Genomic DNA, 12,717 nt, shown 5'->3' with positions numbered 1-12,717 from the left:
GGAGTTTTCGGTCTTATAGTCTCCATATGCTGATTTCATCTCAGCGATGTGGAGCTTGAGGTTGCTATACCTCTCACCCGTCTCCCAATCATCGAATAGGTCCGAAAACCCAATCATCTTCGTACCTCTTCGATTTCCGTTCGGAAGAAAACAAATCGCACAGAATGCGCGCATGAAGAACCGCGCTTTCCGCAATGGCCCTTCGAATGCAGCTGCTTAATAGTAACGACGTCTCCCCTGTCCGGCCCACCACCTTACCGCCGGAATGGAGGGCGGGATTATTGAACGTGACGCGCATGTTGAAATACATTTTGACTTCGTACTCCAACGCTACCCACATCGTTGTAAAAGAAGAGACTCCTTCGACCTCGTTTGGCATTTTGATAGGCAACCTCCGCTGAACGGCCAAAACCGGTTCGTGGGCAGGATCAGTGCCACCGGCTTGCACTAACTTCCTCACCATCCGAATCCTTGTTGATGATCGTATAAATTGTGATGCGCTTCTCCTGAAAGGTCTTCGTTTCGGTGCAGACCAGCACATCTTCTGCCGGGGAGCCAAAGCTGCGAGTCAACCTGATCGACGTCATCGACCTTATAAATCCGGCCCACCGCCATCTCGAGTATTGCTCCAGATCCAGATACGTCTGAGAGCGAATCTTTCTCACAGTCCATTGCCATTGCGGGTGGGATCATCAGATACCAACCCACCAAGGCGAGTGCAGCGGCGTAGCGGACCTTCATTGCCTATTTTTCCTTCAAGCGCGGATCGTCGCTGGCGATGCATTGAAGGATCAGATCGGCCTCGTTGCGGCTGCTTCCTTGCCCTCCGCCGTTGGCTACGAGCGCCTTGTCGCATTCGACTGCCGTGTCGAACGAGCCGAGCATTGTCCATCTTGAGAGGGGTGCCGACGTGTTACGGAGGGAGCCTATGGAATGGCTCTTGATGCTGTAGGTCGTGCGCGGCGGATACATCAGATACCAACCGCAGAGCAGCAGCATTGCTTGTGACTTGAGCTTCATGGTCCGGGCGTAACTGTCACCTGTTGCCCGACGACATCGCCCGGTGTGGTAATGCGATAGGTTTGGCCCAGAGGGTTCGGCGTAAGCATAGGCTGATAGTTGGTTTGGGCACGACGGTTGGCGAGTCCTTTGGCGAAGCCGTTGAGGAACTGCTCACCCGCGCCGCCTTCCACCGCACCCCCGTTAATGGCGGAAGCGCGCGCTTCGTAGGTTTCTCGATCTACCTCGAACATCTCCTTTTCAGATGCGCAGGCATCGGGATCGGTTTGGTGGGCGGCGAGGCAAGTGCGCAATGCCTCTCGCGACGCGTCTAGTTTTTCTGCGGTTTCATTCATCCGATCGGCGGCGCAGCCACCAAGCATGGCGGTGAGCACCAGCAAACTGAAATACATCATTAAACGCGTCAAAATGTATTTCTTTTTACGTAGAAGCGTGAAAGCACTATTTTCGTCCTTTCTGAGCGTCTAGGCAAGCATCATCCAGAGGAAAAACAGCCACTTCAGTGGATCGATGCGATCATCGGTATTTTTCTAGAAGTCGCCGCCCGAAATTCAGGTTTGACTTAGTTATTGCTTCACCCACGCGCGCAGCTTTTCATCACTGCCCACTCGGCTCCAGCAACTGCCACATAGTGTGACCACATATCTCCGGCTTGCCGGTGCCTGACCGGGCTTCCTCTCCGGTGTCAGCCCACGGGCCTTAATATCGTCCTTTTCTTCATCACAGTATGGGCATCGATCCATCTTTGTTCCTCCGAATCGAGGTTTTCTTTCACAAAGGGCCGGGGCCGTCCGTTTACACGCCCTTCAAAATTTTTGCGTGACGCCTCCCCATGTAAACGAAATCTATCCGGCGCGCGTCCAAGCGATGGAACGTGGGCAGACCGGAAGACGGCGATGCAGACGGGAGGGCGCAAATGCAAACGGGGGACGCCGATGAAAGATCGAGGCTTTAAGGGAAATCGCGGATGCCGGCGGCGGCTCGCCGGATGCGCCGCCGCCCTGCTGGCCGCAAGCGCCGTTGCCGGATGCACCGCGTACGATCCGCAGGGCGCGGCCCAGCAGTATGCGCCCAGCTACTACAACCAGTCCTACGATCAACTGAGCGCGGAGCAGAAGATGCAGCTCGAGGACCATCTGGCCAACCAGAGCAACCAGGCCTGGCGCACTAGCGCCGCCGTCGCCTCGAGTATCGGCCACCTCGCGCAGGGCACCGGCGTGCTGCTTTTCGCGGCGCGTCACTAAAGGCAACCGACAGGGGATAAACCCCGGCGCCGCGCTCGTGGCGAGGGGATAACAGACCGCTTGAGCGGCCGCGGCAGAGCCGCGTCCGCGAACTGGAGAAGGAGGACTGAGAAATGAAGCGGAGGCATCTCAAAAAGACCGTGACGGCTCTTGCGGCGGTGGTTTTCACGGGCGCGCTCGGCGCCACGGCGATGGCGCAGGAATGGCCGGCCCGCAATCCGGATATCTCGCACGCCGAAGTCGCCAATTTCGATCAGTATCTCGATCACCATCCCGATGTCGCGGCGCGCCTCGCCGCGGATCCGCGGCTCATCAACGATCCGCGCTTCGTCACCACCCATCCGGACCTCCATACCTTCCTGGCGAGCCATCCGGGCGTGCGCGAGGAGATTCATGAATCGCCGGGCCAGTTCATGTACCGCGAGAGACATTACGACTGGCAGCACGACCGGGCGCATCCGCTCGCCAACACCGATCACTACCTCGATCGGCATCCGAAGGTTCAAGCGCAGCTCGAGCATCATCCCGGCCTGATTGACGACCCCAAATACCTGGCGAGCCATCCGGAACTCCACGAATTTCTCGCCAAGCATCCGGTCGCGCGCACCGAGTGGAGATCGCATCCGTACCGCTACATGACGCGCGAGGACGTCTACGATCAACGGCATTAACAAGTGCAGTCTCAGTCATCGGCTGCTGCACAGTCACTAACCAAAATCGAGGAGGGAGTAGTATGAATCTCAGGAATCGCATCGGAATCGCTGCCGGAGCGGCAATGCTGATGGCGGTGGGCATGAGCGCGCGACGCGCGGCCGCCGCGGACAGCCTGCCGATTGCGTCGGGCAAGTTCAATTTGCGCCTGAACGGATACGAGGTCGTGACGCCGGAGAGCTCGTCCGCCGCCCGGCTCAGCATTGACGCGATCGGCCAGGTGACCGGCGACGCCGGCGGCAATCTCAACGGCGCGGAGACTTTCAACGCCGTCGATCCGACGGTCCCGGCCGAAGAGGTCTGCAACGGGACGATTACCGGAACCATCACGCCGCCCTCGGGCGGGTTCGGCTCGGGCGACGGCGAGTTCAAGGTCAGCCTGACCTTTGCGCCGGGCAGCGCCGGCTCATACTGCATCCCGGCGACGACCACGATGCAATGCAATCGCACGCTGCTGCACAAGCTGCTCGCCGACGACCTCGACGCGGGCCAGTACCATTGCATCGTCACCGGGATGACGGCCGGCGGCGGCTCGACCACGACGATCAATGCGGCGTCGATGGACGGGCACCTGGACAGCTCGCGCGGCAGCAACGCGCCGACTGACTAGGCGGCTATAGACGCAAACGGATTCGGGGCCTACCTCGCAAACGGCCGCGGCCGTTTTGTCGTGCGGGGGTCGGGGCGTCAGTGCGCGGACGCGGACGCGGGAGCGGCGGAAAGAACGGTCAGCGCGACCGGGCAGCCCGGCGAATCCTCGTCGTAACAGATGCGGCTGACCGCGCCGGCGGGCCGGTCCTTGTCCTGCGCATAGCCGGGGCAAATCCAGTGCCCTCCCTCGCCGCGGTACATCGCGACCGCAAAGTAACGGCCGGGCGCGAGCGTGCCGCTCGCCTGTCCCGCGTTGGAGGACAGTTCTTGGGAGGCCACGACCTCATAGCCGTCGTGCGCGCTGCCCATCTCGAACTGCATCAATAGCAACTGCCAGCGCTCGCCGCCGTGATTGACTATCTGGTACTTCATCGCGGAATCCGACGAGAACACGGGCTTGGAGCGGCAGAGCCACGGCCGCGCCTCAGCCGCGCGCGCCGCCGTCGCGGCGGCGACGGTGAAGCCGACTGCGCAGATCGCACCCAACAGAAATCGTACCTTCATGCCCTTTTCCTCGCGCGCGGCGTCAAGCCGCCGCTGCTCCGTCGCATATTTCGATAATCCGCCGGACTATCTCGGCGAGATCGGAATCCTTGGGCGTGAACACCGCGCGCACGCCCATCTCGAGCAGCGGCTGGCGGTCGCGGGCGGGAATTATTCCGCCCATCACCAGTTTCACGTCGTCCGCGCCGCGCTCCTTGAGCAGCGCGATCGCCTCCCGGGCGATCGCCAGATGGGCTCCGGCGAGCGAGCTTATCGCCAGCACTTCGGCGTCCTCCTGCAGCGCGGTCTCGACCATCTGCGCGGGCGTCTGCTTGAACCCCGCCAGGATCACTTCCATCCCGGCCTGCATGCAGGCGTGCGCGAGCAGCTTGACCGCGTTGATGTGGCCGTCGAGCCCGGCCTTGCCGAGCGCGATACGGATGCGCCGCGGAGCGCGCGGCATTTCGAGCGGCGCAAGCGCCACCGTGCGGTCGAGCACGGGCGGCGTGTAGCGGCCGTTGGTCGCGCGCTCGAGCGCGGCGGTCCATTCGCCGACCGTGCCGCCCGCGCGCGCAAGCTCGAGCGTCGGCTCCATTACGCCCGCGCCGCTTGCGGCCGCGCGCTCGAGCGCTTCGAGCGCGCGGGCGACCGCGCCGCCGCCGTCGCGAGCGTCGCGCTCGCGGCGCCAGCGGACGACCGACTCTATCCGGTCGCGCTCGGCCACCGCGTGGGCGGCGGCATCGTCGGCGACGGCGCCCTGGCCGGTAAGCCCGATATCGTCGAGAAACGCGTTGACGCCGACCTGCACCAGCTCGCCGCTTGCGAGTTTGCGCTGGCGCTCGGCGAGCAGACGCGTGAGCTCGCCGCCGACGGCGGCGATCGCGCGCGCGTAGCCCGCGGCGCGGAGCCCAAGCGCGATCGCGCGCGCCCGCTCGGCAATCTCGCCCGTCAGCTTCTCGACCACCTTGCTGCCCTCGAAGATATCGCCCCACTCGGCAAGGCCGGTCTCGTGCATCAGGATTTGCTGCGTGCGGAGACTCAGCGCCTGCTCGGCCTGGTCAGGCAGCGCCATCGCTTCCCGAAAACCGGGAAGCTGCAGCGCGTTGACGCGCGCCGCGGCCGAGATCACCACGGGCAGCGCCTCGTACGCGATGCGGATGATATTCAGTTCGGGCTGGCGCTCGGTCAGCGTCAGCGAGCGCACCTGGCATCCGGCGCGAAACGCGACGCCGTCGATGCTGTACTCGTCGCGGCAGAGATCGCGCCAGAGCTTGAAGTAGGCGCGCACCTTGCTGATTTCGGGCACCAGCTCAATACCGCTATTGATGAAGAACGAGATGCGCCGCACGGTCTGCTCGAACGCTTCGGGCGCGAGCCGCGGACGCAGCGCGTCGAGAATCATCATCGCGTTGCCGAAGGTGTAGCCGATCTCCTCGGCCGGGCCGGCGCCGCTCTCCATGTAGTGGTAGCCGCAACAGTTGATTGGATTCCAGTTGGGCACGCGCTCGACCGCAAAGTTGATTAGTTCGGTCGAGATGCGGAAGGAAACCTCGGGATGGAAAATCGAGGTGCCGCGCGCGACGAATTCCTTAAGCAGATCGTTCTGGGTCGTGCCGCGGAGCTCCGTCCAGGCGACGCCGCGCTTCTCCGCGACCACCAGGTAGAGCGCGAGCAGAAACGGCGCGGTCGCGTTGATGGTCATCGAGGTGTTGATCGCGCCGAGGTCGATCCCGGCGAGCAACTCCTCCATGTCGCGCCAGTGGCAGATCGAGACGCCGGCCTTGCCGACCTCGCCGGCGGCGACCGGCGCGTCGGGGTCGTAGCCGTTTTGCGTGGGCAGGTCGAAAGCGATCGAGAGTCCGCGCTGGCCGCGGCTCAGATTCTCGAGGAAGCGGCGATTGGCCTGGCGCGCGTCGCCGAAACCGGCGTAGGTCCTGATAATCCAGGGCTCGCGCGGAGCGGACTTTTTTTTCGCCTCGGGCGTGGACGTGGCGGCGGCTCGATTCATCGGTTCTCCGATCTCGTCTCGCGATCGCTTAAAGCGTAATGGCCCGCGCCCGCCGATTCCAGCACCCCTCCGGCATAGCCATGGAAAAGTAAATCGCGACTATTGCTTGTAACCGAAGCGGCGCAGCATCGCGCGGCGGTCGGCCTGATCCTGCTCCCCCTCGACACCCTTGGGCGCACTGCCGTCGATTACGCCCAGCACGCCGCGCACGCCGCTCTCCGCGGCTACGATCACGCGCACATCATTGGCCGTGGCGCAGAAGATCGTGCACACCTCGGCGACCGCCTTCACCTGGTTGAGCACGTTTATCGGAAAGGCGTTGCCGAGCATGATTACGAACACGTGACCCGCGCCGATCATCCTGGCCGCGCCCACCGCGGCCTCTTCCAGACCGGCATCGGTCCCGGTGTGGCGGATGAGGCACGGGCCCGAGGCCTCGCAAAAGGCGACGCCGAACTTGACCGCCGGCACCGCGCCAATCACCGCCTCGTACAGGTCCTCGACGGTCTTGATGAAGTGGGCCTGGCCGATGATGACGTTGGCGTCGGCGGGCTTGACGATTTCGATCGCGCTGAGTTCCATAGGCGAGCGTTCTCCGGTATTCGTTTACGAGTCTCGGATGATTACTACGGGATGACTCCGATGATACGAGAGCCGGGGCGGCTATTGCGAGGCACCGTGCGAGGGGTTTTTTGAAAACAGGCGGCGGTCATCGCGCGGCTCCGCCGCGATCGCGCACCGCCGCGCCGCGACCCGGTGCTGCCGCCGACGCCACCCCCGCACTGCCGGGGTTCTTCTACCGGCTCGCGCCGCGCGACCAGAAGGTCTATCTGCGCAGCGACGCGATCGACGGCTTCGACCTCGCGGCCGGGCCCTCCGTGCTCGCCCTCGCCGAGGCGGTGATCGCGCTACTCGAGGGCGGCAACCTCGCTGGAACGGGGCGCGCGGCGCAGGCGCTGGTGGGCGAACTATGCCGGCTCGCGGGCGTGCGCGTCGTGCCGATCGACGTAAAAGGCGTGCGGCCGCGCAATCAGCGCGGCGAGCTTCACGGCATCTTTTACCCCGATGCGCCGCGGATCGTGCTGTGGACGCGCACGGCGGCGCGCCACGACGTGGTCAAGCCCAAAACTTTTCTGCGGACTCTGATGCACGAGCTGGCGCATTACTTCGACTACGCCGTCTTCCGGCTCGGCAACTCCTACCACACGCGCGGCTTCTTCAAGCGGGAATCGTTCCTGGTGCGCGCGATCCTGCCGCCCGACTCAGGCGCGAAACAGGTCTGAAATCCGATGAGCATAATCGAACGCATCTTCGCCACGCCGGCGCCCGAAGCGCGGAGGCTCTCCGAGCTTGCCGAGATCGCCGGACGCCATCAGGAACTCGCAAACCGCCTCGCCCGGCATGCCGAGCTTTGCACCTATCCGAATATCGCCGCCGGACTTCGCGCGCTCGCGGCGCGCCAGGCCGAGCATGCGCGAACGCTCGACACGATCCTCGTTGACCGTCACGTATGGTCGAAGCTGCCGCGCCCGCTCGGTCCCGACGGCGCGAGCAACTGGCAGCGCACGAGCGAAGACCTCGAGATCCTGCTTGAACTCTCGCGCGCGATGAACCAGCAGGCGCTTCATTGGGAGGGGATCGACGCGGCGTTTGCGGCGCGGCTCGGCACGATCGCGCGCGAAGACGACCGCGGGGTTGGCGAGCTGCGCGACCTCGCGCTCAAGTGCGACCCGCAGGCGCTCGACTGAGCTCTCGCGGCCCTGCCCAGATCCCGCACTCCTGCCCTTTCAAGAAAGCTGTCCGGGTACGTCCGCTCTCAGAGCGGCTTGGCGTCGATCAGCACCGCGGCGAACAGCGCCGGCTCCGTTCCGCGGTTGACCCATCCGTGATTCGTGCCCCGCTGCACCACCACGTCGAACGGCTTCAGCTCGACTTCGCCCTTGTCGAGCAGGAGCGTCACGTGGCCCGAGAGCAGCACGACGTAGTCGACCGTGCGCGTCGCGTGCATGCTCGGATGGCGCTTGGTATCGACGCGGCAATGCGCGCCGCCGATCGCCGCGAACATCGCCGCTGTCCGCTCCTCGAGTTCGCGCGGCGTGAGCGTCTTGTCTTCCGGAGCGAGCTGGAAGAACCGAAAGACGCTGCCGTCGGCCGGCGGTTCCAGGTGCATCTTCCATGCGGCCGCATCGCCCTTCGTCGCGTTGTCGGCGGGCGTCGTGTCGGTGACCCAGACCTCAGCGAGCCCAGCGCCGCCCTCTTCGATAACACCCGCACCGGGCCCGTCTATCGCAACGTAGGACTTGCCGGATTCGTCGATGCCGGTTACAACGCGCCGCAGATCTTTCATCTTCAAGATTCTCACCTCGTCCGGCGAAGAATGTGATTCGTCGAGGCCGGAACGCGCGCATCCTAGCGCATCGGCGGGCGCAAAGCACAAAGAAAGGAACGCCGCGCGGCGGCTACAGGTAGCGATTCAGGCGGCGGCGGGCGAGTTCGTCGACCACGTGGCGGAGGTCCTGCGAACTTTTGCGGCCGGCGACCAGGATGGCGTCGCCGGTATCGACCGCAACCAGGTCCTTAACGCCCAGCAACACCATCAAGCGGCCCTTCGCGCCGCGCGCGAGCACGCCTTCGCTGTCGAGCGCGATCACTTCGCCCTTGAGCACGTTGGCGTCGCGCCCGCCGAGCGCCTCCCAGAGCCCCTCCCAGCTTCCCACGTCATGCCATCGAAAGCGCGCCTGCACGCCCAGCACGTTGCGGCTCTTTTCGGCGACCACGCGATCGAAGGCGTCGAAATCGAGGCTGCGATAGATGCGCGCGACCGCGGCCGGCGACGCGCCGCCGAACTCGCGCATCGCGCGCCCCAGATCGGGCGCGTGCTGGTCGAGTTCGGAGAGCAGCGTCGCGGGCTCCATCACGAACATCCCGGCGTTCCACAGAAACTTCCCCGACGCGACCATCCGGCGCGCCGCATTGAGCGGCGGCTTTTCGACGAAGCGCACCACCTCGAACCCGCGCCCTACCGGCCGCCCGATCTGCTGATAGCCGTAACCCGGCTCGGGGCGGTCGGGGACGACACCGATCACGACTACCGCGTGGCGCGCGGCGGCAAACGCGATAGCGTCGGCAAGCGTGCGGCGAAAGGCCTGCGGCGGAGTGATGTAATGGTCGGCCGGCATCACGGCGACCACGCCAGGGCCGGCGCGATGCGCGACGGTCGCGCATCCATAGGCGATCGCGACCGCGGTGCCGCGCGCGCTCGGTTCGATGACAAGGTTCGCCGCCGGGATAAGGCCGCGGAGGGCCTTGCGGAAGATCGTCCGCTGGTCGGCCGAGACCAGCACGAAGGTACGCGCGCGGGTGGTTACCGAAGCGACCCGCGCAACGGTGTCGGCGAGCAGCGAGCTGCGTCCGTCGATCGAAAAAAGTGGCTTGGGCCGCCAGGCGCGGCTTTCCGGCCAAAAGCGCGTGCCGCGGCCGCCAGCGATGATGAGCGCGCTCGGCCTTGGCGCGCTCACATCGCTCCCAATTCTTTGAGTTTGCTCTCGAACAACGTGCGAATTTCGCCGAGGGTTTTTTCGTCGCCTGCCTCGAAGCGCATCACCAGCGCGGGCTGCGTATTCGAGGCGCGCACCAGGCCCCATCCACCGGGGAACTTCACCCGCACGCCGTCGATTTCAATCACGTCGTAGCGGCCGCGAAAGTAGTCGGCGGCCTTGCGCACGAGTTCGAACTTGCTCTCGTCGGCGCAATCGAGGCGAATTTCGGGAGTAAAGCAGCTCTTCGGAAGATCCGCGAGGATTTTCGCGAGGCCGCGCTGCTCGCGGCTTACGATCTCGAGCAGGCGGAAGGAAGCGTAGATCGCGTCGTCGAACCCGTAGTAGCGATCGGCAAAAAACATGTGTCCGCTCATCTCGCCGGCGAGCGCGGCGTGCTCCTCCTTGAGCTTGCTCTTGATCAGCGAATGGCCGGTTTTCCACATGATCGCGCGGCCGCCGTGCGCGGCGATGTCGTCGTACATGCGGTTGGAGCACTTGACGTCGCCGATAATCGCGGCGCCCGGCCGCTCGCGCAGAATCGTGCGCGAAAACACCACCATCAACTCGTCGCCCCATACGATGCGGCCGTTCTCGTCCACCGCGCCGATGCGGTCGGCGTCGCCGTCGTAGGCGATTCCGATTCCGGCACCGCTGCTTTTCACCGCCGCGATGAGGTCGCGCATGTTCTCTTCGACGGTGGGGTCCGGGTGGTGGTTGGGAAAGCGGCCGTCCATCTCGATGAAAAGCTCGACTGTCTCGAGCCCCAATTCGCGCATCAGCGGCGCCGCGACCACGCCGCCGCATCCGTTGCCGCCGTCGACTGCGACCTTGAGCCCGGGCCGCAACGTGATGGTGCGTTTGATGAAATCGTTGTAGTCGCCGTGCACCGGGCGCGAGCTTAACGTGCCGCGCGCTGGCGCGGAGATGAAATCCTTGCGCTCGATGATGCGGCGGGCCTCCTGGATCTCATCGCCGTAGATGGTCGAAGGGCCGATGCCCAGCTTGAAGCCGTTATACTCGGCGGCATTGTGACTCCCGGTGATCATGGCGCCGCCGTCCATCCGCCAGTGAATCACCGAAAAATACAGCAGCGGCGTCGGCACGACGCCGATATCGACCACGTTGATGCCGCTCTGGAGAAGACCGTCGCTCAGCAGTCCGAACAGGCGGTCCGACGAGAGCCGGCAGTCGCGCCCGAGCGTGATCGTCGTCTTGCCCACCCGCCGAAGCATCGTCGCGTAGGCGCGGCCCAGATTTACGACAAAGTCGTCGTCGAAATCGCGCTCGACGATGCCGCGAATGTCGTACTCGCGAAAAACCTGCGGATTCACGCTTGCCGAATGCCTCCTCCCGACGCCGAGCCGCCGCCGACGGTAGTCCCCGCCCGCGGCCGTTATCCATCACAGTTTGTGGAAGTCGGCTTGATCGTGCAAGCTGCATTTTTGACCGCCGCGGCGCCGCCGCCGGGCATTCATGCGGGATGGCAGAGCAGGCAGAACAGCGCGTGGCGCTCGTGACCGGTGCGGGACGCGGGATCGGCCGCGCGACCGCGCTTGCGCTCGCGCGCGATGGCTACGCGCTATGTGTTGCCGCGCGCAGTTTCGACGAACTCGAAGAGACACGGCGCCTCTCAGGCCTCGACCCCGCACGCTCGCTCATCGTGCTGATCGATCTCGCCGGCGAGGACAGCCCGCAGACCCTGTTCGACGCCGTGCTCGAGCACTTTGGGCGCATCGACGTGCTGGTGAACAATGCCGGATGGGCGCCGCCGCGCACGCCGCTGGTCAAGCTCGGCACCGCCGCGCTGGACCGCATCCTGGCCGTGAATCTGCGCGCGCCAATCGCGCTCGCGCGCCTTGCGGCGGCGCGGATGGCCAAAGACGGTGGCGGCGCCATCGTAAACGTCGCCTCGGCAGCGGCACGTAATACGCCGGCGGGCGAGGCGGTCTATGCAGCGGCCAAGGCCGGGCTGATCGCGTTCAGCCGCGCGGCCTTCGCCGAACTGCGTCCGAGCGGGGTCAAGTTGTCGGTGATAATCCCGGGGCTGGTCGACACCGCGCTCATCCCGTCCAACAAACGCCTCGATCGCTCGCTGATGCTCTCGGCCGAAGATGTGGCGGACGCGGTGATGTCCGTGGTGCGGGCGCCGGCGCGCGCGTGCCCGCTGGAAATCGTGCTCGAGCCGCAGCGCAACCCTGAGCGCTAGCGCCGGAACTCGGCGGGAGCGGAGCGCCACGCGAAGCGTCGGAGCCTAGACATGAGCGCCCTGGCCGCCGCCCACATCGATCGACGCGCCAGTGATGAAACCGGCCCGTTCGGAGGCCAAAAACGCAATCAGGCCCGAGACCTCGTGCGGCTCGCCGAAGCGTTTGAGCGGAACGATCTGTGCCGCCTGCGCCATGAATTTCTCCAACGGGACGTCGGGGGCGCGGCGCGCGTGCGCACGTTCGATCTGATTGGTGTGGACGAGCCCGATATTCACCGAGTTGACCAGGATCTTGCGATCGGCGAGCTCCCACGCGAGCGCCTTGCTGAGCGCATAACAGGAGGCCCGATGCATCGTGGTGGCGAACAGCCCCGGAATCACCACGCGCCCGGCGATCGCGTTGACGTTGATCACGCGTGGCGCCGCGCTCTTTTCCAGCAGCGGCAGCGCGGCGCGTGTGCATCGCAACTGCCCGAGAACCTTGAGCTCGTAGTCGGCGATCAACTGCTCGTCGGTCAGCGAGGCGAAGGTCCCGTGCGTCGCGGCGCCGGCGTTGTTCACTAGGATGTCGAGGCGGCCGTAAGCGCGGCGGACTTCGTCGAAAAGCGCGGCGATATCGCCGGGCTTGCGGATGTCGCACTCCTTGACGACGCATCGCACGCCCTTGGCGACGATCTGGTCGCGCACCTTTGCTAGTTGGTCGGCGTGGCGCGAGCAGATCGCAAGCTCGCATCCCTCGCCCGCAAGCTCGACCGCGGTCGCCTCGCCGATTCCCATGCTCGCGCCGGTCACCAACGCCACTCTGCCCTTGAGTCCCAGGTCCATTTAGAGCCTCACGCGAAAGAAAGGGATTAT

At 64.9% G+C, this 12,717-nt stretch carries 16 protein-coding genes; 6 read left to right on the top strand and 10 right to left on the bottom strand.

Features of this window, described 5'->3' with window-relative positions:
- Positions 1–456 precede the first annotated feature (456 nt).
- Genes VMI09_06495 through VMI09_06485 form a run of 3 tightly spaced genes read right to left on the bottom strand, consistent with a single transcriptional unit; the run spans position 457 to position 1,427 of the window.
- A complete protein-coding gene (locus tag VMI09_06495) occupies positions 457–741 on the bottom strand; it encodes a hypothetical protein (GenBank protein ID HTQ24328.1) in 285 nt (94 codons plus the stop codon).
- Positions 742–744: 3 nt separating this feature from the next.
- Positions 745–1,020: a hypothetical protein gene (locus tag VMI09_06490; GenBank protein ID HTQ24327.1), complete on the bottom strand. Its 276-nt coding sequence runs from the start codon at positions 1,018–1,020 to the stop codon at positions 745–747.
- Complete coding sequence (locus VMI09_06485) at positions 1,017–1,427, bottom strand: hypothetical protein (protein HTQ24326.1); 411 nt, start codon at positions 1,425–1,427, stop codon at positions 1,017–1,019. The genes VMI09_06490 and VMI09_06485 overlap by 4 nt, the downstream gene beginning before the upstream one ends.
- A gap of 528 nt (positions 1,428–1,955) precedes the next feature.
- Between VMI09_06485 and VMI09_06480 the strand changes: the two genes are divergently transcribed.
- From VMI09_06480 to VMI09_06470, 3 genes are all read left to right on the top strand, one after another.
- Positions 1,956–2,264, top strand: a complete 309-nt coding sequence (locus VMI09_06480) for a hypothetical protein (protein ID HTQ24325.1) — start codon at positions 1,956–1,958, stop codon at positions 2,262–2,264.
- Between the two features lie 113 nt (positions 2,265–2,377).
- Positions 2,378–2,935 carry a hypothetical protein gene (locus tag VMI09_06475; GenBank protein ID HTQ24324.1) on the top strand — a complete coding sequence of 186 codons (558 nt, stop codon included), beginning with the start codon at positions 2,378–2,380 and terminating at the stop codon, positions 2,933–2,935.
- 62 nt (positions 2,936–2,997) lie between these two features.
- Positions 2,998–3,585, top strand: coding sequence for a hypothetical protein (locus VMI09_06470; protein HTQ24323.1), 588 nt, complete (start codon positions 2,998–3,000; stop codon positions 3,583–3,585).
- 77 nt (positions 3,586–3,662) lie between these two features.
- On the opposite strand, the gene VMI09_06465 is transcribed toward VMI09_06470, so the two are convergent.
- From VMI09_06465 to VMI09_06455, 3 genes are all read right to left on the bottom strand, one after another.
- Complete coding sequence (locus VMI09_06465) at positions 3,663–4,130, bottom strand: hypothetical protein (protein ID HTQ24322.1); 468 nt, start codon at positions 4,128–4,130, stop codon at positions 3,663–3,665.
- A 22-nt stretch (positions 4,131–4,152) separates the two neighbouring features.
- Positions 4,153–6,117, bottom strand: coding sequence for a methylmalonyl-CoA mutase family protein (locus VMI09_06460; GenBank protein ID HTQ24321.1), 1,965 nt, complete (start codon positions 6,115–6,117; stop codon positions 4,153–4,155).
- Positions 6,118–6,216: 99 nt separating this feature from the next.
- Entirely contained in the window at positions 6,217–6,699 is a 483-nt protein-coding gene (locus tag VMI09_06455) for an adenosine-specific kinase (protein HTQ24320.1), read from the bottom strand.
- Positions 6,700–6,809: 110 nt separating this feature from the next.
- Between VMI09_06455 and VMI09_06450 the strand changes: the two genes are divergently transcribed.
- Positions 6,810–7,400 (top strand): hypothetical protein, encoded by a 591-nt coding sequence (locus VMI09_06450; protein ID HTQ24319.1) that lies wholly within the window; start codon positions 6,810–6,812, stop codon positions 7,398–7,400.
- 6 nt (positions 7,401–7,406) lie between these two features.
- Positions 7,407–7,865, top strand: a complete 459-nt coding sequence (locus tag VMI09_06445; GenBank protein ID HTQ24318.1) for a hypothetical protein — start codon at positions 7,407–7,409, stop codon at positions 7,863–7,865.
- A gap of 68 nt (positions 7,866–7,933) precedes the next feature.
- Here the strand turns inward: VMI09_06445 and VMI09_06440 are convergent, their stop codons facing one another.
- The 3 genes from VMI09_06440 to VMI09_06430 form a co-directional block, all read right to left on the bottom strand.
- On the bottom strand, positions 7,934–8,464 hold the full coding sequence (locus tag VMI09_06440) for a cupin domain-containing protein (protein ID HTQ24317.1): 531 nt from the start codon (positions 8,462–8,464) through the stop codon (positions 7,934–7,936).
- A 112-nt stretch (positions 8,465–8,576) separates the two neighbouring features.
- Positions 8,577–9,635 (bottom strand): sugar phosphate nucleotidyltransferase, encoded by a 1,059-nt coding sequence (locus tag VMI09_06435; protein ID HTQ24316.1) that lies wholly within the window; start codon positions 9,633–9,635, stop codon positions 8,577–8,579.
- Complete coding sequence (locus VMI09_06430) at positions 9,632–10,987, bottom strand: phosphomannomutase/phosphoglucomutase (GenBank protein ID HTQ24315.1); 1,356 nt, start codon at positions 10,985–10,987, stop codon at positions 9,632–9,634. The genes VMI09_06435 and VMI09_06430 overlap by 4 nt, the downstream gene beginning before the upstream one ends.
- 149 nt (positions 10,988–11,136) lie before the next feature.
- Here VMI09_06430 and VMI09_06425 point away from each other — a divergent pair, with 149 nt between their 5' ends.
- A complete protein-coding gene (locus VMI09_06425; protein HTQ24314.1) occupies positions 11,137–11,862 on the top strand; it encodes an SDR family oxidoreductase in 726 nt (241 codons plus the stop codon).
- A gap of 45 nt (positions 11,863–11,907) precedes the next feature.
- On the opposite strand, the gene VMI09_06420 is transcribed toward VMI09_06425, so the two are convergent.
- The gene (locus tag VMI09_06420) at positions 11,908–12,687 is read right to left on the bottom strand and encodes an SDR family oxidoreductase (protein HTQ24313.1); all 780 of its coding nucleotides are present in this window, start codon (positions 12,685–12,687) and stop codon (positions 11,908–11,910) included.
- Positions 12,688–12,717: the final 30 nt, after the last annotated feature.

It is taken from the genome of Candidatus Binataceae bacterium (genome assembly GCA_035500095.1).
Taxonomy (GTDB): domain Bacteria; phylum Desulfobacterota; class Binatia; order Binatales; family Binataceae; genus JAKAVN01.
Note: the sequence above shows the minus strand (reverse complement) of the source record. Positions and strands in the feature narration are given on the sequence as shown.

Coding starts and splice junctions, on each gene's coding strand:
- VMI09_06420 (HTQ24313.1), bottom strand. CDS start 12,687: ATGGACCTGGGACTCAAGGGCAGAGTGGCGTTGGTGACCGGCGCGAGC.
- VMI09_06425 (HTQ24314.1), top strand. CDS start 11,137: ATGGCAGAGCAGGCAGAACAGCGCGTGGCGCTCGTGACCGGTGCGGGA.
- VMI09_06445 (HTQ24318.1), top strand. CDS start 7,407: ATGAGCATAATCGAACGCATCTTCGCCACGCCGGCGCCCGAAGCGCGG.
- VMI09_06495 (HTQ24328.1), bottom strand. CDS start 741: ATGAAGGTCCGCTACGCCGCTGCACTCGCCTTGGTGGGTTGGTATCTG.
- VMI09_06490 (HTQ24327.1), bottom strand. CDS start 1,020: ATGAAGCTCAAGTCACAAGCAATGCTGCTGCTCTGCGGTTGGTATCTG.
- VMI09_06465 (HTQ24322.1), bottom strand. CDS start 4,130: ATGAAGGTACGATTTCTGTTGGGTGCGATCTGCGCAGTCGGCTTCACC.
- VMI09_06460 (HTQ24321.1), bottom strand. CDS start 6,117: ATGAATCGAGCCGCCGCCACGTCCACGCCCGAGGCGAAAAAAAAGTCC.
- VMI09_06470 (HTQ24323.1), top strand. CDS start 2,998: ATGAATCTCAGGAATCGCATCGGAATCGCTGCCGGAGCGGCAATGCTG.
- VMI09_06480 (HTQ24325.1), top strand. CDS start 1,956: ATGAAAGATCGAGGCTTTAAGGGAAATCGCGGATGCCGGCGGCGGCTC.
- VMI09_06455 (HTQ24320.1), bottom strand. CDS start 6,699: ATGGAACTCAGCGCGATCGAAATCGTCAAGCCCGCCGACGCCAACGTC.
- VMI09_06440 (HTQ24317.1), bottom strand. CDS start 8,464: ATGAAAGATCTGCGGCGCGTTGTAACCGGCATCGACGAATCCGGCAAG.
- VMI09_06475 (HTQ24324.1), top strand. CDS start 2,378: ATGAAGCGGAGGCATCTCAAAAAGACCGTGACGGCTCTTGCGGCGGTG.